Below are 19,971 nucleotides of genomic sequence, written 5' to 3'. Positions count from 1 at the left end.
CTGCGGGGGCCGTCCCCTGCCCGTACCCGTACCCGAACAGAAGGAGGAGCCACCGCATGAGCACGCCCTACCCCTTCACCGCACTGGTCGGCCAGACCGACCTGCGCCTCGCGCTGCTGCTCAACGCGGTGAGCCCCGCGGTAGGCGGCGTACTCGTCCGCGGCGAGAAGGGGACCGCCAAGTCCACCGCCGTCCGCGCCCTGTCCGCCCTGCTGCCGCAGGTGGACGTCGTCCCCGGCTGCCGGTTCAGCTGCGCGCCCGCCACCCCCGACCCCAACTGCCCCGACGGCCCGCACGAGCCCGGGCCCGGCGCCGCACGACCCGCGCGCATGGTGGAGCTGCCCGTCGGCGCCTCCGAGGACCGCCTGGTCGGCGCCCTCGACATCGAACGCGCCCTCGCCGACGGCGTGAAGGCCTTCGAGCCGGGCCTGCTGGCCGACGCGCACCGCGGGATCCTGTACGTCGACGAGGTCAACCTGCTCCACGACCACCTGATCGACCTCCTCCTCGACGCGGCCGCGATGGGCGCCAACTACGTGGAGCGCGAGGGCGTCTCCGTCCGGCACGCCGCCCGCTTCCTCCTCGTCGGCACGATGAACCCCGAGGAGGGCGAGCTCCGCCCGCAGCTCCTCGACCGGTTCGGGCTGACCGTCGAGGTCGCGGCCTCCCGCGAGCCCGTCCAGCGGGTGGAGGTGGTCCGCCGCCGGCTCGCCTACGAAGACGACCCCGCGGGCTTCGCCGGCCGCTGGGCCGGGGACGAGGAAGAGGTGCGCGCCCGGGTGGTGGCCGCGCGGGCGCTGCTCCCGCAGGTGGTCCTGGGTGACAACTCACTGTTGCAGATCGCCGCGACCTGCGCCGCCTTCGAGGTCGACGGCATGCGCGCCGACATCGTGATGGCCCGCACCGCCACCGCGCTCGCCGCCTGGGCCGGGCGGACCGGGGTGCGCAAGGAGGACGTGCGCCAGGCCGCCCTGCTGGCGCTCCCCCACCGGCGCCGCCGCAACCCCTTCGACGCGCCGGGTCTCGACGAGGAGAAGCTGGACCGGATCCTGGACCAGTTCCCCGACGAGGAGCCGGACCGCGATCCCGAGCCCGATCCCGAGCCCGGCCAGGAGCCCGAGGGCCCGGACGACGGCGGCCCGCACGACAACGGGCCGGACGACGGGGGCCCCGACGGCGGCGGCATACCCCCGCAGGACTCCGGACCCGACGCGCCCGGGACGGAGGAACACCCCGAAGACCGGCCCGAGCAAGAGGCCGAGCCCGACCGGCGTCCGCAGGACCGGCCCTCCACCCAGGAGGACGGGGCGGGCGATGCCGCCGAGCAGGCACCCGTACGGGCCGCCGAGCCGTTCCGCACCAAGACGCTCAGCGTCCCGGGACTCGGCGAGGGCGCCTCCGGCAGGCGCTCGCGCGCCCGCACCGCCCACGGCCGCACCACCGGCGCCACCCGCCCCCGGGGCCAGCTGACGAAGCTGCACCTGGCGGCGACCGTCCACGCGGCGGCCCCGCACCAGAAGGCGCGCGGACGCAGCGGGCGCGGGCTGGTCATCCGCAAGGACGACCTGCGCCAGGCGACCCGCGAGGGCCGCGAGGGCAACCTCGTGCTGTTCCTCGTGGACGCCTCCGGCTCGATGGCCGCCCGCCAGCGCATGAGCGCGGTCAAGGGAGCGGTGCTGTCCCTGCTGCTCGACGCCTACCAGCGCCGGGACAAGGTCGGCCTGATCACCTTCCGGGGCGCCGCGGCCGAGCTGGCCCTGCCGCCCACCTCCTCCGTGGACGCCGCCGCGGCCCGGCTGGAGAAGCTGCCGACCGGCGGCCGCACCCCGCTCGCCGCCGGACTGCTCAAGGCCCACGAGGTGCTGCGGATCGAGCGGCTGCGGGACCCGAGCCGGCGTCCGCTGCTCGTGGTGGTCACCGACGGGCGGGCCACCTCGGCCGGCACCGCCGCCGGTCCGCTCGGCGGCACCCCGCGCGAACTGGCCGGGCAGAGCGCCCGGCTGCTGGCTGCCCAGGGGATCGCCTCCGTGGTCGTGGACTGCGAGTCCGGGCCGGTGCGGCTGGGGCTGGCCGGGGTACTGGCCGCCGACCTGGGCGGCCCCGCCGTGAGCCTGGACGGGCTGCGGGCCGACTCGCTGGCCGGGCTCGTGAAGAACGTACGTACCTCATCCCCGACCCTAAGGAGGGCCGCGTAATGCCGCAGGGACAGCCGTCCGTCGTTCCGGACGACGGACTCACGACGCGTCAGCGCCGCAACCGCCCGCTCGTCTTCGTCCACACCGGGCCGGGCAAGGGCAAGTCGACGGCGGCCTTCGGCCTGGCGCTGCGCGCCTGGAACCAGGGCTGGCCGATCGGGGTGTTCCAGTTCGTCAAGTCGGCGAAGTGGAAGGTCGGCGAGGAGAACGCGCTGAAGGTGCTCGGCGCCTCCGGCGAGGGCGGCTCCGTCGTCTGGCACAAGATGGGCGAGGGCTGGTCCTGGGTCCAGCGCGACGCACAGCTCGACAATGAGCAGGCGGCCAAGGAGGGCTGGGAGCAGGTCAAGCGCGACCTGGCCGCCGAGACGCACCGGCTGTACGTGCTGGACGAGTTCGCGTACCCCATGCACTGGGGCTGGATCGACGTGGACGAGGTCATCGAGGTGCTGCGCAACCGTCCGGGGACGCAGCACGTGGTGATCACCGGGCGCAACGCACCGGAGAAGCTGGTGGAGTTCGCGGACCTCGTCACCGAGATGACCAAGGTCAAGCACCCGATGGACGCCGGCCAGAAGGGCCAGAAGGGCATCGAGTGGTGACCTCGTTCGACATGCCGCGCCTGGTCATCGCCGCGCCGTCCTCCGGCAGCGGCAAGACCACGGTCGCGACGGGCCTGATGGCGGCCTTCTCGGAGCGCGGCCTCGCCGTGTCCCCGCACAAGGCCGGGCCCGACTACATCGACCCCGGCTACCACGCCCTGGCCACCGGCCGGCCAGGGCGCAACCTCGACGCCTTCATGTGCGGGCCGGAGCTGGTGGCCCCGCTGTTCGCGCACGGGGCGGCCGGATGCGACCTGGCGGTCGTCGAAGGCGTGATGGGCCTCTACGACGGGGCCGCGGGGCGGGGTGAACTGGCGTCGACGGCGCAGGTCGCGAAGTTGCTGCGGGCGCCGGTGGTCCTGGTCGTCGACGCGTCCTCGCAGTCGCGGTCGGTGGCGGCGCTGGTGCACGGCTTCGCCTCGTTCGACCCGCAGGTGCGGCTGGGGGGCGTGATCCTGAACAAGGTCGGCTCCGACCGGCACGAGGTGATGCTTCGGGAGGCGCTGGAGGAAGCGGGTATGCCGGTGCTCGGTGTCCTGCGGCGGGCTCCGCAGGTCGCCGCGCCGTCGCGGCACCTGGGGCTGGTCCCCGTCGCCGAGCGGCGCCGCGACGCGGTCGCCTCGGTGGCGGCCCTCGCGGACCAGGTACGGGCGGGCTGCGACCTGGACGCCCTCATGGCCCTGGCCCGGACGGCGCCGCCCTTGGCCTGTGAGGCCTGGGCTCCGGGGGAGTTCGAGGCGCGGGGTCCGGGGCGGAGCCCCAGCAGGCGACCGGTCGTCGCCGTCGCGGGCGGGGCAGCCTTCACCTTCTCCTACGCCGAGCACGCGGAGCTGCTCACCGCCGCCGGAGCGGAGGTCGTCACCTTCGACCCGCTCCGGGACGAGTCCCTCCCCGAGGGAACCACCGGCCTGGTGATCGGCGGCGGGTTCCCCGAGGTGTACGCCCCGGAGCTGTCCGCCAACGAGCCGCTCCGCAAGGCCGTCGCCGCCTTCGCCGCGGCCGGCGGCCCGGTGGCCGCGGAGTGCGCGGGGCTGCTGTACCTCGCCCGCTCGCTGGACGGGAAGCCCATGTGCGGGGTGCTCGACGCCGACGCGCGGATGTCGGAGCGGCTCACCCTCGGCTACCGCGAGGCGGTCGCCGTGTCCGACAGCGTCCTCGCACCGGCCGGAACCCGGCTGCGCGGGCACGAGTTCCACCGGACGGTGATCGAGCCTGGTGCCGGGGCCTGCCCGGCGTGGGGGTTCACGCATCCGGAGCGCCGCGTCGAGGGCTTCGTGGAGAACGGCGTGCACGCCAGTTACCTGCACACGCACTGGGCGGCGGAGCCGTCCGTGGCCCTGCGGTTCGCCGAAGCCGCGGCAGCACATCGGTGAGCCGGAGACGCGGCCGGCCGGGTCGGCCGGGTCGGCCGGTCCCCCCGGCCCGCCCGGTCCGCTCAGTCTGCCAGGCCCACGACCAGCCAGATCCCGGCCACCCCGCCCACCGTGCACATCAGCGTGGACAGCGCGGGGTGCCTGTGGTGGGCCTCGGGCAGGATCTCGGCGGCGGCCAGGTACAACAGGACACCGCCGAAGAACCCGAGGTAGGCCCCGAGGGGTTCCTCCGGAAGGGTGAACAGCAGAGTGGACGCGGCGCCCACGACGGGGGCCGCCGCGTCCGCGAAGAGCATGAGCAGGGCCTTGCGGCGGGCGTTTCCGTACAGCCGGGTGAGCGTGTACGTGTTGAACCCGTCGGCGAAGTCGTGGGTGATGACGGCCAGCGCCACGGCCACCCCCATCCCGCCGCCGACCTGGAACGCGGCGCCGAGGGCCACCCCGTCGGCGAGGCTGTGGCCGACCATGGCGGCGGCCGCCGTCAGCCCGACCTGCGGGACCCTGCCCCCGTGGTCCGCGTGCCCGTCGCCGTTCGTGCCTCCGTGGGAGGCCTGGCGGACGGCCAGCAGGCGTTCCACGCAGTGCGCGGCGAGGAACCCGCCGACGAAGAGCAGCAGGGCGAGCGGGACTCCGAAGAGCTCGTCGCCGGCCGCCCGCATGGCTTCCGGGAGCAGGTCAAGGCCCACGACGCCGAGCATCAGCCCGCCGGCGAGGCCCAGCACGAGGTGGCGGCGGTCGGTGACGCGCTGCGCCGTCCATCCGCCTGCCAGGGTCATCAGGAACGCGCCCAACGCCACGATCACGGCCATGTGCCCCTGCATACCGACTCCTCGCCGCCCGCGCACTTCCGCGTCCGGGTGGCGGAGCACGGACGGTTGACGCACCGGGCGCACCGGGCGCACCGGCGGGGCCGCCCGTCGGACCGGTGGGCCCCGAGGGATGTGCGGGGCCTGTGGGATCTGCGGGATCTGCCAGACCTGCCGGACCTGCGGGACCTGCCGGACGCGAAGACCACGGCCACCAGGACGGCCACGAGCACGAGCACGACCATGACGACGGAGAACGGGTGAACCTGTTGGGCGAGTACGCGACGCAGCTGGTGGTCGGGGTCGGCGGCCGCGCGGGGGTGTCGGTGGCGGAGGTGTGCGCGCTGGTGGAGGAGACCCTGCACGGCGCCGGTCTGTCCGCGGGGGCGGTGACCGCGCTGGCCACGGTGGAGGCGAAGGCCGTGGAGCCGGGGATCGCGGGCGCGGCGGAACGTTTCGGCGTGCCCCTGCTGAGCTACCCCTCCGAGCAGCTGGCTGCCATCGCGGTGCCGCACCCCTCCGACACGGCGCGCGATGCCGCCGGCACCCCTTCGGTGGCGGAGGCCGCCGCGCTCGCCGGGGGCGGGGAACTGCTCGTGCCCAAGCGCCGGTCGGTGGCGGCGACCTGCGCCGTGGCCACGGCCCACACGCACGATCTGCGCCACCACGGGGACGCGGAGGTGGCGGACACCGGGTCGGCGCTGGTCGACCTCGCGGTCAACGTACGGGCGCACACGCCGCCGGACTGGCTGAAGGCCCGGATCGCGGCTTCGCTCGACCTCCTGTCCGCGTATCCCGACGGCCGCTCCGCCCGCGCGGCGGTGGCCCTTCGCCACGGGCTGCCGGTCGAACGGGTACTGCTGACGGCGGGGGCCGCGGAGGCCTTCGTACTGATCGCGCGGGCGCTGGGCGCCGTACGGCCGGTGGTGGTGCATCCGCAGTTCACCGAGCCGGAGGCGGCCCTGCGCGACGCGGGCCACCGGGTGGAGCGGGTGGTGCTGCGGGCGGCGGACGGCTTCCGGCTGGACCCGGCGGCGGTTCCGGAGGACGCCGACCTCGTGGTGATCGGGAACCCGACCAACCCGACCTCGGTGCTGCACCCGGCGGCGGCCCTGGCCGCGCTGGCCCGGCCCGGACGGATCCTGGTGGTGGACGAGGCCTTCATGGACGCGGTCCCCGGCGAACGCGAGGCGCTGGCCGGGCGGACGGACGTACCGGGTCTGGTGGTGCTGCGGAGCCTGACCAAGACCTGGGGCCTGGCCGGACTGCGCATCGGCTACGTGCTGGCCGAGCCGGAGGTGATCGCGAAGCTGTCGGCCGCGCAGCCCCTGTGGCCGGTGTCCACACCGGCGCTGGTGGCGGCCGAGGCCTGCGTGACCCCGGCGGCGCTGGCCGAGGCGGAGGCCGCGGCCCGGCAGATAGCGGTGGACCGGGCGCACCTCCTGGCCGGGCTCGCGGAGTTCGAGGAGATCTCGGTGGCGGGCGCGGCCGAGGGGCCGTTCGTCCTGATCCGGGTCGAGGGCGCGGCGGAGGTCCGCACCCGGCTGCGCGCGCTGGGCTTCGCCGTCCGCCGCGGCGACACCTTCCCGGGCCTGGACCGGTCCTGGCTCCGGCTGGCGGTCCGCGACCGGGCGACGACGGGCCGCCTCCTCCAGGCCCTCGACCTGGCCCTCGCGGCGCGCTGACGAGACCTCACCCGAACGGCCCGTTCCACGGCACGACGCCTGGCACGGACCGTCCGGGTGCGCGAGGATTTCCGCAGGCAGTGGCCATGCGACACCGGGGGTACGGGGATGAAGACAGCCGGGCGAATAGGCGCGGCCGCGGCGGGCCTGGCCCTCGTGGGGGGCGCGGTGTACGGCCTGCCGCACCTGGCGGGCCGGGACGGCGGCCCGGCCGCCGAACAGCGCCTGCGGGCGAAGCCGGGGGCGACCCCGAGCACGGGCGCGAGCCCGGGGCGCGCCACCGAGGCCGCGGTCGCCGCGGAGGGGAAATCGTTCACGCTCGTCGGGACCGGCGACATCATCCCGTACCCGTCCATCGTCCAGCGGGCCGCCGACGACTCCGCGGAGCAGGGCGGCCACGACTTCCGGAAGATGCTCGCCGGGGTGCGGCCCATCGTCTCCGCCGCCGATCTGGCGGTGTGCCACCACGAGATACCGTACGGCCGGCCCGGCGGCCCCTACACCGGATACCCCCTGTTCAAGGCCCCGCACCAACTGGCCGACGCGCTCCGCGAGACCGGGTACGACAGCTGCTCCACCGCCTCGAACCACACCCTGGACGACGGGTACGACGGCCTCGTCCGGGTCCTGGACAACCTGGACCGCGTCGGCATCCGGCACGTGGGCTCGGCCCGCAGCGCCGAGGAGGCGAAGGCCCCGGCGCTGCTCGAAGCCGGCGGTGCCAAGGTCGCCCAGCTGGACTACACGTACGGGACGAACGGCATCCCGCTCCCCTCCGGCAAGCCCTGGGCCGTGAACCTGATCGACGGGGACCGGATCATCGCCGACGCCCGCGCCGCGCGCGCGGCCGGTGCGAACGTCGTCGTCCTCAGCGTCCACTGGGGCTCCGAGTGGCAGACGGCGCCGGACCGGCAGCAGCTGGACCTGGCCCGGACGCTGACCGCCTCGCGCGGAACGGACGGCTTCCCCGACATCGACCTGATCCTCGGCACGCACAACCACGTCCCGCAGCCGTACGAGAAGGTCAACGGCACCTGGGTCGTCTACGGCATGGGCGACCAGGTGGCCAGCTTCTACGAGGCCGCGAAGGCCCGCGGCAACATGTCCTCGATCCCCCGGTTCACCTTCGCCCCGGCGGCCGGCCGGCCGGGCCGCTGGGAGGTGGTGAAGGCGGAGTACCTCACCCAGTACTCGGACATGCGGCCGCCGTTCCGCGTCGTCTGCACCTCGTGCGACTCCCCGGGCTCCTCCGACGGCACCTACGCCGCCGTCGACCGCGAGGTGACGAAGGCCGTGATGTCACGCGGCGCCGCGGGGCAGGGGCTGACCCGCGCCACGCGCTAGCGCGCCGGAGCAGCGCCACACGACGGCGCTACGACCCGGCACGACGCCCCGGCGTCACCGCCCGGCGCTACGGACGGCGTCACCGCCCATCGCTACGGGACGGCGTCACCGCCCGGCGCGAAGACCCGGCGCTGCCGGACCGCGCTACGAGGCCCTGCCGCGCCGGGTCACGAACAGCGCGGCCGCGCCGAGGCCGAGCAGGACCAGCGCGCCGCCCGTCACGTACGGGGTGAGCGAACCGCCCCCGGTCTCGGCGAGGTCGGCCTCGGTCCCGTCGGTGCCCGAGACCACCGTCTGCGTCTTGATCTCGGGCTTCGACGAGGGGCCGGGGGCGGGGGCTCCCGGGGACTCGCAGCGGGCCTCGGCGAGCACGATCTCCCCTTCGACCTCCGCGACGTTCAGGTGGAGCGGGTTCACCGACACCTTGAGCCGCAGCGCGGTCGCGGCGGCCGTGCTGGAGGTGGTCTCCGTGGCGGAGAGCTCCAGGCTGACCAGCCCGACCTCCGGCACCTCGACCTTGGTGGGACCGCCCGCCGAGAGGGTGACCTTCTTGCCGAGGGCGGTCACCGTGCCGAGGACGTTCGAGCTCGCGACCGGCTTGGCGCCCGTCGCGCAGACCGCCTTGGAGGTGACCTTCTCCACCTCGATCAGGGAGAGGTCGGGCAGGCCCGGCACGTGCACCCGGGCCTTGGCGAGGTTCGCCTCGGCCTGGGCCCCGTCCTCGTCGGCGGTGGCCTTGGAGGTGGCGACGTCGGCGCGCAGGACGCTCACCGGCTTTCCGCCCTCGACCCCGTCCAGGGTGACGGTCAGGGCCGTCTTGTCCGCGTCCGCCGGGGCGCTGACCTCGTTGAGGGTCGCCTTCAGCGGGACGTGCACGGTCTTGTTGAGCAGGCCCACGTCCAGTCCGGCGCGCAGGACCACGGCGCTGGCCTTGCCTTCGCCGCCCGGGTGGGAACCGGTGGCGGAGGCGGGCGGAGCGGCGAGCAGGGCGACCGCTCCCGTGGCGAACAGCGCGGCCACGGGCATGCGGAAGGTGTTGCTGTTCAAGGTGGTGGAACCCCCAGGGAGATGGGAGCCGTCGCGCCGCCAATGGGGGACATTGCGCGCGCCGACGGCCTCGACCCCGGAATCTTTACGCACTGAGAGTGAACGGGTGCCAACCCGGCGTGAGTTCACCCCAAAGGGTGGTTTCCACGCATGGGTTCGAATCAATACGCCTCTTGCGGAACGGGAGTTCCCTCCTGTCCCGGACATCGCGGACACCATCCCCCGGGAAAGGCGTTCACAACGACTTCGGGGCCGCCGACGTCACGCCCCGTCAACTTCCCTCCCCCCGGCAGGTTCAGGCCACCACCCTGCCGTTCACCACCACCCTCAGCGGCCGCGCCAGCGCCCGTACGTCGGCCCGCGGGTCGCTCCCGTAGACCACCAGGTCCGCCGGCGCCCCCTCGGTCAGGCCGGGCCGGCCGAGCCATTCGCGCGCGCCCCAGGCCGTCGCCGAGAGGGCCTGGAGCGGCGGGATCCCGGCCTTGACGAGCTCGGCGACCTCGGCGGCGACCAGGCCGTGCGGCAGGGACCCGCCCGCGTCCGTGCCCACGTAGACCCCGATGCCCGCGTCGTGGGCGGCCCGGACGGTGTCGTAGCGCCGCTCGTGCAGCCTGCGCATGTGCGCGGACCAGCGGGGGAACTTGGCTTCGCCGCCCGCCGCCATCTTCGGGAAGGTCGCGATGTTCACGAGGGTGGGGACGATCGCCACCCCGCGTTCCGCGAACAGCGGGATGGTGTCCTCGGTGAGCCCCGTGGCGTGCTCCACGCAGTCGATGCCCGCCTCGACCAGGTCCCGCAGGGAGTCCTCGGCGAAGCAGTGCGCGGTGACGCGCGCCCCGAGGCGGTGGGCCTCGGCGATGGCGGCCTCGACCTCGGCGCGCGGCCAGCAGGCGGCGAGGTCGCCGGCCTCGCGGTCGATCCAGTCGCCGACCAGCTTGACCCAGCCGTCGCCGCGCCGGGCCTCGCGGCCGACGTACTCGACGAGGTCGGCGGGCTCGATCTCGTGGGCGTAGTTGCGGATGTAGCGGCGGGTGCGGGCGATGTGCCGGCCGGCCCGGATGATCTTCGGGAGGTCCTCGCGGTCGTCGATCCACCGGGTGTCGGACGGGGATCCCGCGTCGCGGATGAGGAGGGTGCCGGCGTCGCGGTCGGTCAGGGCCTGGCGTTCGGCGGTGTCCGCGTCCACCGGTCCGTGGGCGTCGAGTCCCACGTGACAGTGCGCGTCGACCAGTCCGGGCAGCACCCAGCCGGTGATCCCGGTGACCTCCCGGGTACCGCGCGGGCGCTCGAAGGTGACGCGCCCGCCGACCACCCAGAGCTCGTCGCGCACCTCCTCGGGCCCGACCAGCACCCGCCCCTTCACGTGCAGCGGCCCCGGCATCGCACTGTCGCCCTTGGCGTCGTCGCTCATGGCGGCACTCTATGTGCGCGCTCGGTAGGCTCTCCAGGTCACCCGGACGATTCCGGACGAACGACCCCGGACGAAGAGAGCACTGCCGTGAGCACTGCCGCGAACGCCGCCGCGAACCACCCCCTGCTGGACCTTCCGCCCCTGACCGCCGCGCGGTTCGCGTCGATCGAGCGGGGGGTCGCGGAGCTGCTCGGGACCCGGGCCGACGTGGTGATCACCCAGGGCGAGGCGCTGCTGCCGCTCGAGGGGTGCATCCGCTCGGGCGCGCGGCCCGGCTCCACCGCGCTGAACGTCGTCACCGGCCCCTACGGGACCACCTTCGGCAACTGGCTGCGCGACTGCGGGGCGGGCGTCGTGGACCTGGCGGTCCCCTTCGACACGGCCGTGAGCGCCGCCCAGGTGGAGGCGGCCCTGGCGGCGCATCCGGAGATCGACTTCGTCTCCCTGGTCCACGCGGAGGCGGCCACCGGGAACACCAACCCGGTCGCGGAGATCGGTGAGGTCGTACGGGCCCACGGGGCGCTGTTCATGCTCGACGCGGTGGCCTCGGTGGGTGCGGAGCCGCTGCTGCCGGACGCGTGGGGCGTGGACCTGTGCGTGATCGGGGCGCAGAAGGCGATGGGCGGCCCGGCGGGCGTGTCGGCGGTGTCGGTCTCCGACCGCGCGTGGGCCCGGTTCGCGCAGAACCCCTCGGCTCCGCGCCGCTCGTACCTCTCCCTGCTGGACTGGAAGGAGCGCTGGATCGACAGCGGCCGGCGGGCACTGCCGCACGCCCCGGCGCAGCTGGAGATGCTGGCGCTGGAGGCCTGCCTGGACCGCGTCGCGGCCGAGGGCCTGACGGCGGTGACGGCCCGCCACGCGGCCGCGGCGGCGGCGACCCGCGCGGGCGCGGCGGCCCTGGGCATCGCCCCGTACGTCGGCCAGGACGCGGCGGCCGCGCCGGTGGCCACCACCCTGCGCGTGCCGGAGGCCTCGCTGGTGGTGGCGAAGGCCCTGGCGGCGGACCCGGAGGTGCCGCTCGTGGCGGGCGGCGGGGCGCTCGCGCAGGAGATGCTCCGGGTCAACCACTACGGCCCGGCGGCCTCCGCGGACGCCGTCGGCGCCTCACTGACGGCGCTGGCCGCGGCCCTGTCCCTCGACCCGGCCGACGCCCTCGCGGCGGCGGCCGCGGCCTGGTCGGCGGCCCTGTCCGGCTGACCGGGGGCGGCACCGGACCGGGGGCGGCACCGGGGCGGGCCGGGGCGGGTCAGCCCTCCAGGGCGTTCAGCAGCCGGTCCACGTCCGCCTCGGTGTTGTAGAGGTGGAAGGAGGCCCGCAGGTTCCCGGCGCGGGCGGCCGTGACCACGCCGGCGGAGAGCAGGGCGCCCTGACGGCCGGCCAGGCCCGGGACCGAGACGATCGGGGCTCCGCCCGGCACGGGCTCGTGGCCCAGCCGGGCGAGGCCGGCGCGGTAGCGGGCGGCCAGGGCGGTGTCGTGGGCGTGCACGGCGTCGATGCCGATCCGCTCCAGCAGGGCCAGCGAGGGCCCGGCGGCGTGGTAGCCGAGGAAGGCCGGGGACTCGTCGAAGCGCCGGGCCCCGTGGGCCAGGCGGGTCAGCGGACCGTAGGTGGAGTCCCACATGGACTCGGCCGCCACCCAGCCGGCGTGCAGCGGGGTCAGGGTGTCCTGGGCCTCCTCCGAGACGGTGAGGTAGGAGACTCCGCGCGAGGCGAGCAGCCACTTGTACCCGGCGGCGACCGTGTACTCGTACGGGCTCGCGTCGAAGGGCAGCCAGCCGGCCGCCTGCGAGGCGTCCACCAGCATCCGCGCCCCGTGCGCGGTGGTCGCGGCGCGGACGCCCGCCAGGTCCGCCGTACGCCCGTCCGCGGACTGCACGGCGCTCAGCGCGACCAGCGCGGTGTCCGGGCCGACGGCATCGGCGAGGGATTCCAGCGGGGCGAAGCGGACCTTGAGGTCGTCGCGCACCATGAACGGGTTGATGACGGAGGCGAAGTCACCCTCGGGGCACAGGACTTCGGATCCGGCCGGGAGCGCGGCGGAGATCAGGCCGACGCTGGTGGAAACGGCGGCGCCGACGGCCACGCGGTCCGTGGCGACGCCGACGATACGGGCGTACGCCTCCCGGACCCGTTCGACACGGTCGAAGTCGCCGAAGCCGGCCGGGATTCCGGCCCCGGCCGCCTCGGCGAGCAGCCGCACCTCGGCGACGGCGTCCCGCGGGAGGACCCCGCAGGTGGCGGTGTTGAGGTACGTGGTGGAGTGCGCGAACTCGCCGCGGACGGCTTCGGCCGGAAGGAGGTCCATGACGCCCACTCTGCGCCAGGAGCAACCCAAAGTCCATTGGCACACTTTGTGCACTCGATCAAAGAACTGCTTATAGTTCCAGCTTACGGCTGCGGTACCGCGCACGCGCCGTCGGGCTCGCACGCCTCTCCCTCGGGAGCGGCGGGGGCGAGGACCTCGCGCCCGGCCCAGGCCTGCTCCAGCGCTTTGGTGAACACCTCGGCGGGCTGGCCGCCGGAGATCCCGTAGCGGCGGTCGAGCACGAAGAACGGTACGGCGTTGGCGCCCAGTTCGGCCGCTTCGTGCTCGTCGGCCCGGACCTCGGCGGCGTAGGCGGAGTCGTCGGCCAGCACGGTGCGGGCCTCCGCCTCGTCCAGTCCGGCCTCCACCGCGAGCGCGACCAGCACCTCGGGGTCGAAGACGGAGCGCTCCTCGCCGAAGTTGGCGCGGTAGGCGAGGTCGAGCAGCTCCTCCTGGCGGCCACGGGCGGCGGCCAGGTGCAGCAGGCGGTGGATGTCGAAGGTGTTGCCGTGGTCGCGACCCTCGGTGCGGTACGTCAGCCCCTCGGCGCGGGCGCTCGCGGCGACGTGCTCCTCCATGCCGCGGGCTTCCTCCAGAGTGCGGCCGTACTTCTTGGCCAGCATCTCCAGGACGGGCGCCACCTGGCCCCGGGGGCCGTTCGGGTCTAGCTCGAAGGAGCGGAAGACGACCTCGATCTCGTCGCGGTGGGCGAACTCGGCCAGCCCCTTGGTGAAACGGGCCTTGCCGATGTAGCACCACGGGCAGGCGATGTCGCTCCAGATCTCGACGCGCATGTTCCTTCTTCTCTCCACGGAATCAACTGTTCCGGGTTCAACCATTCACTGCCCCGTCTCATTCCCCGGACGGTTCGGAGGGTCCGGGCCGTTCCCCGATCACGAGCCAGAGCGTGCGGTGGGATCCGGACTGGGCTCCGGCGGGTTCCGGGAGCCAGCCGTGGGTGGCGTAGAAGGCCTGGGCGCGGAGGTTGTGCTCGTAGACCTCCAGGCGGACCCTGCGGATGCCCGCGCGGCGCCAGACGTCGAGGCAGGCGGCGTGCAGGGCGGTCCCGGTGCCGCGGCGCCAGTGCGCGGGGTCCACGTGGAGCTGGGTGAGGGTGGTCTCGCCGTCGGCGGTGCGGAAGGCCGCCACCCCGGTGAGCTCGCCGTCCCGCTCGGCGCAGAGCACCCCGCCGTCGGCCCCGGCCCGCGCGACGGCGCGGGACCAGCCCTCACGGGTGCGCGCCAGCTCGGCCGCGCCGCCGTAGGACTCCTCGGGGACCCGGCCCCGGTAGTAGGTGGCCCGGGCCCGGGTGTGGAGGGCCGCGATGGCGTCGAGGTCGGCGGAGTGCGCACTGCGGATCATGAGAAAGGGAACGCGCCGGGAACCGTGTCGGTTCCCGGCGCGCATGCCGCGCGTCGCGCACGCACCCGATTCGGCCACGCGTACGAGCCGGCCGCTGCGCCCGCCTCTTCGGCTACCCCTTCAGCCAGGCCTGCATCATCTTCTGGGCGACGGGGGCGGCCAGCTTGCCGCCGCCGATCTCGGAGCGGTCCGTGTCCGACCTGTCGATCACCGCGGCGACGACGATCTGCTTGCCGTTCAGCTTCCCGTACGAGGTGAACCAGGCGAGCGGCGACAGGCTGTTGTTCACGCCGCGCTGGGCGGTACCGGTCTTCGCGCCCACCTCGGCCCCCTGGACCAGGGCGTTCTTGCCACCGCCCTCGGTGGCCACGGTGATCATGGCGTCCCGGATCATCGAGGCGGTCTTCTCCTTCATCACCTGCTCGGACTTGGGGTCCTTGAAGCTCTGCAGCACGTTGCCGTTGGCGTCGGTGACCTCGGAGACCTCGTGCGGGGAGACCAGCTTGCCGCCGTTCTCGATCGCGGCCGTCACCATCGCCATCTGCAGCGGGGTGGCCTGGACGTCGAACTGGCCGATACCGGTCTGCGCGACCTGGTCGACCGACATCTTCTTCTCCGGGTACTTGCTCGTGGGGTTGGTCCACACCGGGACCTTCTGCACCACGTTGAAGCCGAGCTTCTCCGCCATCGCCCGCATCTTGTCCTGGCCCAGCTTGTGGGCGAGCTCCGCGAAGACGTTGTTGCAGGACAGCTTCAGCGCGGTCCGGGGCGACACGTTGTTGCAGGCCGCGTCGCCCGCTTCGCTGGGCAGCTTGGTCCGCGTACCGGGAATCGTGTAGTCGCCCGGGGTCCCGGTGGGCGTGTCGATGTTCGTGACCAGGCCGTTCTCGATGGCCGCCGCCAGCGTGACCAGTTTGAAGGTGGATCCGGGCGCCTGCGGCTTGCGCAGCGCCGTGTTCTCCATCGCCTTGCCCTGGTTGGCGTTGAGCGCGTCCCACGCCTTCTGCTCCGCGTCGCCCGCGCCCGCGATGGAGCCCGGGTCGAAGGACGAGTTGTTCACGACGGCCAGGATCTCGCCGGTGGAGGGATCGACCGCGACCGCGGAGCCCTGCATGCCCTGCAGCGCGTCCCAGCCGGCCTTCTGGACGCCCTTGTCGATCGTGGTCAGCACGTTGCCCGGGGCGGCCCGCTTGTTGGTGAGCGTGTCCATGATGGTCTTGAGGCGGTTGTCGGAGCCGTTGAGGATGCCCTGGTAAACGCCCTCCAGCATGGTCGCCCCGAAGGCCTGCGAGCTGTAGCCGGTGATCGGCGCGTACAGCGGTCCGTCGGTGTACGTCCGCTTGTACCCGAAGTCCTTGCCGCCCGTCGCCGTGGAGCCGGTGATCGCCTCCCCGCCCACGATGATGTTCCCCAACGGGTTCTCGTACTTCCCGATGAGGTTGCGCCGGTTGTTCTTGTCGTCTGCGAGGGCCTGGCCTTTGTATGCCTGCACCCAGGTGACCCGCACCAAAAGGGCCAGCACCAGAAGCAGACAGAAGACCGACGCACGCCTGATCGTCTTGTTCATCCCCCTGAAAGACGTCCCAGCCGCCCCAGCCGTTCCGCTCTGCCCCGATTGTGGCGGAGTTCTCAGCTTTTCTTCATGAGGAACCCTCCCTCGTACGCCGCGATCACCGCCTGGGTCCGGTCCCGGGAGCCGGTCTTGGCCAGGACCGCGGCCACGTGCGACTTGACGGTCTGCGGGCCGACCCCGAGCCGCTCGCTCACCTCGTGGTTGGAGAGCCCGGTCGCCATCAGGCGCAGCACGTCGGCCTCCCGCTCCGTGAGCCGGGCCACCCAGGGCGCGGCGGCCGGGCCCGACCCGGGCGGGGTGTGGGCGGCGGCCAGGGAGCGGACGGCCGCCGGGAAGAGCAGCGAGTCCCCGCGGGCGACGAGCCGGACCGCGGCGGTCAGCTCGTCGGCCCCGGCCCGCTTGAGGAGGAACCCGGCGGCTCCCGCCCGCAGGGCCTCGTACACGTACGCGTCGTTCTCGAAGGTGGTGACCACCACGATCCGGGGCGGCCGCGCCATGGTGGCGAGGATCCGCTCGGTGGCCCGGATGCCGTCCGTCTCCGGCATCCGGACGTCCATCAGCACCACGTCCGGGGCGAGCGCGCGGACCACTGCCACGGCCTCGGCTCCGGTGGCCGCCTCCCCGACGACCTCCATGTCGGGCTCGGCCTCCAGGATGACGCGCAGGGCGGTGCGGACCATCCGCTCGTCGTCGGCCACGACGACGCGCAGCGGCGGCCGGGCCGGCGGGGTCACCGGGCGCCCCCGCCGAGCGGAAGGACGGCCCGCAGCCGCCAGCGGCCCCCGTGCGGCCCGGCCTCGAGGTGTCCGCCGAGCAGCGCGGCCCGCTCGGCGGCCCCGCGCAGTCCGCGGCCCCCGGTGGTCCGGGCCTGCGGCGCGGCGGCCGGATCGTTCGTCACGGTGATCTCCAGTTCCTCGTGTCCGTCGCGGTCCCGTACGAGGATCCGCAGATCGACCGGGCCCGCCCCGTGCCGCAGGGCGTTGCTCAGCCCCTCCTGCACGATCCGGTACGCCTCGCGGGAGGCGATCGCCGGGAGCCGCGCCCACTCCCCGGCCGGTCCCGGGTCCATGCGTGCGGTGACCGGGGTCCCGGAGGCCCGGGTGCGGGCCAGCAGCCCGTCGAGGTCGGCGGCGAGCGTCGGCGCGGGCCCCGCCCCCGGCCCCCCGGCCCCCGCTCCACCACCGGCCCCTCCCCCGGATCCGGCCCCCGCTCCGCCGGCAGCCCCCGCTCCGCCGGCAGCCCCCGATCCGGCTCCCGCCCAGGGGCCGGCCTCCGCTCCGTCGCCCTCGCGCAGCAGGCCGAGGACGGCGTCCAGCTCCCCCACCGTGCGGCGGGTGGTCTCCTCGATCGCGGCCAGTGCCTCCGCCACGAAGCCGGGGTCCGTGGCGAGCACCCGCCGGGCTGCGCCCGCCTGGAGGGTGACCGCGCTCAGCGCGTGGCCGACGGAGTCGTGCAGCTCCCGTGCCAGCCGGTTGCGCACGGCCAGATCGGCGGCCCGCTCCTCGGCCGCCGCCAGCCGGTCCGCCGCCGTCGGCCCCAGCAGCACGGGCGCCAGCCGGGCCAGCAGCGCCCCCGACCCGGCCGCGCACAGAGCGAGCCCGCCCAGCAGCCCGGTACCGAGCACGGGGGCCACGTAGAGCCCGGCCCCCGTGCCGAACCAGCCGAGCCCGAGCGGCATCTCCCGCAGCGCGCTCACGAACGGCAGGGCGATCAGCACCACCGCCATGGGCGGCACCGCCAGGCTCATCCCGCTGACCAGTGCGCCGACCCCCAGGTGCAGGGTCCACCAGGCCGCCGCCCGCCCCCGGGCCGCCCAGCTGCGGGCCGGCCCCTCGGCGAGCCGCTCCCCCGGCACCCCGCACAGCGCCCTCGCCACGGTCACCGACATCGGCCGGACCAGTCCGAACAGCCCGGTCACGGCGACGAGCGGCAGGGCGGCGGCGTAGGCGGCGAAGCTGAGGGGCAGCGAGTCGAGCGCGTTGACCCCACCGGCGAGGACGCCGACCGCCACCTGCGCCAGCAGGAAGTACGGCATCAGCAGGGCCCCGCCGAGGATCAGATGGACCCATCTCAGACGCACCCGGCCCGAACCGCCCCCACGCGGGGACCTCCGGCTCAGTGGCATCCGCTTCGGACGCCGCATCCGCGCCCCCGGTCTCCGCTCCACCCCGCACCGCCCCCCTCAGGCCGCGCGGCGGCCGGCCAGGAACCGTCCCGTGACGGCGGTCGCGAGGAGAGCGGTGATCATCTGGCCAGCGTAGATCAAGTAGCTTGCCGTGGTGGTCCGTTCGTCCGGGCCGGGGTCCCCGCTGGTGAACGCGGCCAGCATCCACATCCCCCAGCACAGGGTCGCCGCGGACCCCGTCCACGCCACGGCCAGCGGCCACCGCGCCCGCCGGACCCCGCCCCGTGCGAGCAGTACCGCCCCCGCCCCGGCCGTCAGCGCGCATATCCCGTGGACGGCGGAGACCACGCCGGCGTCCGAGGAGTACTGCGCGATCTGCGCCGCGTTCCGCCCGGCCGTGCCGCCGGAGGCCCAGTAGAAGTGCGTCCCGGCAACGACCGCTGCCAGTGCCGCCGCGGCTCCCGCCACCACCCCCGTGGGTGACGGGAGCCGCGAGCCGAGGGGGCCCTGCCAGCGCCGGCCCCAGCGCTCCCGCGCATAGGGCACGAACAGGGCGGCCAGGGCCACCGCCTGGACGATGAAGCCCGAGTAGACGACGTCGAAGACCCAGGGATCGAGGAAGGGCTCCTCGGCCGCCCGCGCGGCCGCGTCCGGCCCCAGACCGGCGGCCCTCAGGAGGAGTTGGCCGGGGTATCCGAGGACGATGGGCACGAGCAGGCCGGTGGCGACGAAGGCCGGGACCGTCAGCAGCCAGGACGGAACCCGCTTGCCCCAGGGTCTGGTGAGCACCAGCACGAGCGCGATCACGAGGGCGTCCATGCACACGCTGACGGCATTCGCCACGATGGTGACCGGCGAGGGCTCCAGCAGCACGCTGCCCGCCGGTATCCCGAGGTGACTCCCGGCCAGCCAGACGGTCTTCAGCGTCACGTACGGCACGGTGGCGATGACGGCCACCGCGGCCGGGATCCTGCGCCCGGCCCCGGGGCCGGGGGAAGGCGGCTGCGCTTCGTCGTGGGTCGGTCGTGGTGACCGCGGCGGGTGAACGGCTCGTGTGGTCATGACTCAACGGTCCCGTGTCCGTGCCCCCGCCACCTCCCCCTTGAAGGGGAACCGTCTCCCCCGCCCGGGGGAGGAACTCCTCCCTCCACCCCCCTGCCCGTGGCGACAGCGCCTCCACCCGACCCCGGCCCCGACCCCGGCCCCGGCCCCACCCGCACCCCCAGCCCCACCCGCATCCCCATCCGCACCCCCACCCGCAGCCCCAACCCCCTACATCCGCCGCGTCACCACCGACAGCCGGTCGCGCGCCGCGAACAGCGCCGCCTTGATGCCCCGTTCGTGCCCCGGAGTCAGCCGCGCCACCGGCACCGAGCAGCTCACCGCGTCCCGCGCGGGCGTCCGGTACGGCACCGCCACCCCGAAGCAGCGCAGTCCGAGCGTGTTCTCCTCCCGGTCCACGGCGTACCCCTGCTCCCGCACCAGCGCCAGCTCCTCGATGAGCCGGTCCCGGTCGGTGATGGTGTGCTCGGTGACGGCTTCCAGTCGCCGCGGCAGCAGCCCGCGCACCTCTTCGTCCGTGTGCGTGGCCAGCAGCGCCTTGCCGAGCGCCGTCGAGTGCACGGGCAGCCTCCGCCCGACCCGCGTGAAGGGCCGCAGGTAGTGCTGCGACTGCCGGGTCGCCAGGTAGACCACGCTCGTCCCGTCCATCCGGGCCAGGTGGATGGTCTCCGTCGTGTCGTCGGAGAGCCGGTCCAGCGTCGGCCGCGCCGCCGCGACCACCTCGTCCCCGTCGATGTACGAGCTGCCGACGAGCAGCGCCCGTACGCCGATGCCGTACCGCGTACCCGTCGCGTCCGTCTCCACCCAGCCCAGGTTCACCAGGGTGCGCAGCAGCATGTAGAGGCTGGACTTGGGCAGGGAGAGGTCGCCCTGGATGTCGGCCAGGCTGTGCAGTCCCGGCCGCGCCGCGAAGTGTTCCAGCAACAGGACCGTGCGCACCGCCGACTTGACGGCCGCAGGCGCGCCCGAGCCCCCCGACTCAGCTGCAGTCATTCGCCTTCGTGCCCCTCTGTCGCTTGCTGTCTCTTGTTCTTCACTTGTCACCCGCAAGACACGGAAATAGAGTCCACAGTGGATGTGATCA

Annotated in this window: 17 protein-coding genes; 6 read left to right on the top strand and 11 right to left on the bottom strand. The window is 74.3% G+C overall.

Translation table 11 applies throughout. The annotated features are described in order from the left end of the window. Positions 1–56 precede the first annotated feature (56 nt). From OG904_RS24205 to OG904_RS24195, 3 genes are read left to right on the top strand one after another with little or no spacing between them, the layout of a single operon-like run. Positions 57–2,195, top strand: a complete 2,139-nt coding sequence (locus OG904_RS24205) for a putative cobaltochelatase (protein WP_405494298.1) — start codon at positions 57–59, stop codon at positions 2,193–2,195. Beyond that, entirely contained in the window at positions 2,195–2,794 is a 600-nt protein-coding gene (cobO, locus tag OG904_RS24200; protein WP_053678569.1) for a cob(I)yrinic acid a,c-diamide adenosyltransferase, read from the top strand. Before OG904_RS24205 ends, cobO begins: the two co-directional genes overlap by 1 nt. Positions 2,795–2,805: 11 nt before the next feature. After that, positions 2,806–4,167 carry a cobyrinate a,c-diamide synthase gene (locus tag OG904_RS24195; protein WP_405498230.1) on the top strand — a complete coding sequence of 454 codons (1,362 nt, stop codon included), beginning with the start codon at positions 2,806–2,808 and terminating at the stop codon, positions 4,165–4,167. Positions 4,168–4,229: 62 nt separating this feature from the next. Here the strand turns inward: OG904_RS24195 and OG904_RS24190 are convergent, their stop codons facing one another. Further along, positions 4,230–4,976 carry a ZIP family metal transporter gene (locus OG904_RS24190; protein WP_405498228.1) on the bottom strand — a complete coding sequence of 249 codons (747 nt, stop codon included), beginning with the start codon at positions 4,974–4,976 and terminating at the stop codon, positions 4,230–4,232. A 257-nt stretch (positions 4,977–5,233) separates the two neighbouring features. Between OG904_RS24190 and cobC the strand changes: the two genes are divergently transcribed. Together cobC and OG904_RS24180 are read left to right on the top strand one after the other, a co-directional pair. Beyond that, entirely contained in the window at positions 5,234–6,658 is a 1,425-nt protein-coding gene (gene cobC, locus OG904_RS24185) for an Rv2231c family pyridoxal phosphate-dependent protein CobC (RefSeq protein WP_405494295.1), read from the top strand. Between the two features lie 108 nt (positions 6,659–6,766). Next, the gene (locus OG904_RS24180; protein WP_405494293.1) at positions 6,767–8,002 is read left to right on the top strand and encodes a CapA family protein; all 1,236 of its coding nucleotides are present in this window, start codon (positions 6,767–6,769) and stop codon (positions 8,000–8,002) included. A gap of 144 nt (positions 8,003–8,146) precedes the next feature. Here OG904_RS24180 and OG904_RS24175 read toward each other — a convergent pair whose 3' ends face one another. Next, positions 8,147–9,049 carry an SCO1860 family LAETG-anchored protein gene (locus tag OG904_RS24175; RefSeq protein ID WP_405494291.1) on the bottom strand — a complete coding sequence of 301 codons (903 nt, stop codon included), beginning with the start codon at positions 9,047–9,049 and terminating at the stop codon, positions 8,147–8,149. Between the two features lie 295 nt (positions 9,050–9,344). Beyond that, complete coding sequence (locus tag OG904_RS24170) at positions 9,345–10,460, bottom strand: amidohydrolase family protein (protein WP_405494289.1); 1,116 nt, start codon at positions 10,458–10,460, stop codon at positions 9,345–9,347. Between the two features lie 87 nt (positions 10,461–10,547). Between OG904_RS24170 and OG904_RS24165 the strand changes: the two genes are divergently transcribed. Next, positions 10,548–11,657, top strand: a complete 1,110-nt coding sequence (locus OG904_RS24165) for an aminotransferase class V-fold PLP-dependent enzyme (protein ID WP_405494287.1) — start codon at positions 10,548–10,550, stop codon at positions 11,655–11,657. 49 nt (positions 11,658–11,706) lie between these two features. Here OG904_RS24165 and OG904_RS24160 read toward each other — a convergent pair whose 3' ends face one another. From OG904_RS24160 to OG904_RS24125, 8 genes are all read right to left on the bottom strand, one after another. After that, positions 11,707–12,765, bottom strand: coding sequence for an aminotransferase class V-fold PLP-dependent enzyme (locus OG904_RS24160; protein ID WP_405494285.1), 1,059 nt, complete (start codon positions 12,763–12,765; stop codon positions 11,707–11,709). Between the two features lie 83 nt (positions 12,766–12,848). Then, entirely contained in the window at positions 12,849–13,559 is a 711-nt protein-coding gene (locus OG904_RS24155; protein ID WP_405494283.1) for a DsbA family oxidoreductase, read from the bottom strand. A 58-nt stretch (positions 13,560–13,617) separates the two neighbouring features. Continuing rightward, positions 13,618–14,127 carry a GNAT family N-acetyltransferase gene (locus OG904_RS24150; protein WP_405494281.1) on the bottom strand — a complete coding sequence of 170 codons (510 nt, stop codon included), beginning with the start codon at positions 14,125–14,127 and terminating at the stop codon, positions 13,618–13,620. Positions 14,128–14,239: 112 nt separating this feature from the next. After that, a complete protein-coding gene (locus tag OG904_RS24145; RefSeq protein ID WP_405494279.1) occupies positions 14,240–15,694 on the bottom strand; it encodes a penicillin-binding transpeptidase domain-containing protein in 1,455 nt (484 codons plus the stop codon). 62 nt (positions 15,695–15,756) lie between these two features. Then, the gene (locus OG904_RS24140; RefSeq protein WP_405498226.1) at positions 15,757–16,380 is read right to left on the bottom strand and encodes a response regulator; all 624 of its coding nucleotides are present in this window, start codon (positions 16,378–16,380) and stop codon (positions 15,757–15,759) included. 50 nt (positions 16,381–16,430) lie between these two features. After that, entirely contained in the window at positions 16,431–17,825 is a 1,395-nt protein-coding gene (locus OG904_RS24135) for a sensor histidine kinase (RefSeq protein ID WP_405498224.1), read from the bottom strand. Positions 17,826–17,882: 57 nt separating this feature from the next. Beyond that, positions 17,883–18,782, bottom strand: a complete 900-nt coding sequence (locus OG904_RS24130) for a hypothetical protein (RefSeq protein WP_405494277.1) — start codon at positions 18,780–18,782, stop codon at positions 17,883–17,885. A gap of 315 nt (positions 18,783–19,097) precedes the next feature. Then, positions 19,098–19,880 carry an IclR family transcriptional regulator gene (locus OG904_RS24125; protein WP_405494275.1) on the bottom strand — a complete coding sequence of 261 codons (783 nt, stop codon included), beginning with the start codon at positions 19,878–19,880 and terminating at the stop codon, positions 19,098–19,100. Positions 19,881–19,971 lie beyond the last annotated feature (91 nt).

Source organism: Streptomyces sp. NBC_00096 (assembly GCF_045041305.1).
In the GTDB taxonomy this organism is placed as follows: Bacteria; Actinomycetota; Actinomycetes; order Streptomycetales; family Streptomycetaceae; genus Streptomyces.
Note: the sequence above shows the minus strand (reverse complement) of the source record. Positions and strands in the feature narration are given on the sequence as shown.